This is a genomic window from Aliamphritea spongicola (assembly GCF_017051665.1).
Taxonomy (GTDB): domain Bacteria; phylum Pseudomonadota; class Gammaproteobacteria; order Pseudomonadales; family Balneatricaceae; genus Amphritea; species Amphritea spongicola.
In genome coordinates, this window is sequence record NZ_JAFIDL010000062.1 from 1 (window position 1) to 322 (window position 322).

At 62.4% G+C, this 322-nt stretch carries 1 pseudogene; it reads left to right on the forward strand.

Annotated features, from left to right (window positions below):
* Positions 1-25 precede the first annotated feature (25 nt).
* A pseudogene (locus JYB63_RS22740) lies at positions 26-322 on the forward strand (hypothetical protein); the annotation flags it as partial.

Consider the following 322-nt stretch of genomic DNA (forward strand, 5'->3'; position numbering starts at 1 on the left):
GCCTTTTTCGAGGACGCTGCCCCGCATGTTATTGTCTCACCGGCATTTTATCTGCACGCTTCTGGCGCTCGCCATCGGCTTTTGGTTGCCGACTGCCGTGCAGGCCAGGCCCGATCTGGAACGCAGGATCGGCGTGACCGTCGCCGATAGCGACTCTGCGGATTACCGCTTCAGCGATCTGCGCTTCACCTCCGCCGATGGTCAACGGCGTTACCGCGTCCGTATCGCCCAGCCGCGTCGGGCGCCTGCGCCTGACGGCTATCCGACGATTTATTTCCTCGACGGCAATGCGGTGCTGATGGAGCTGAACGCCAGCTTCCTG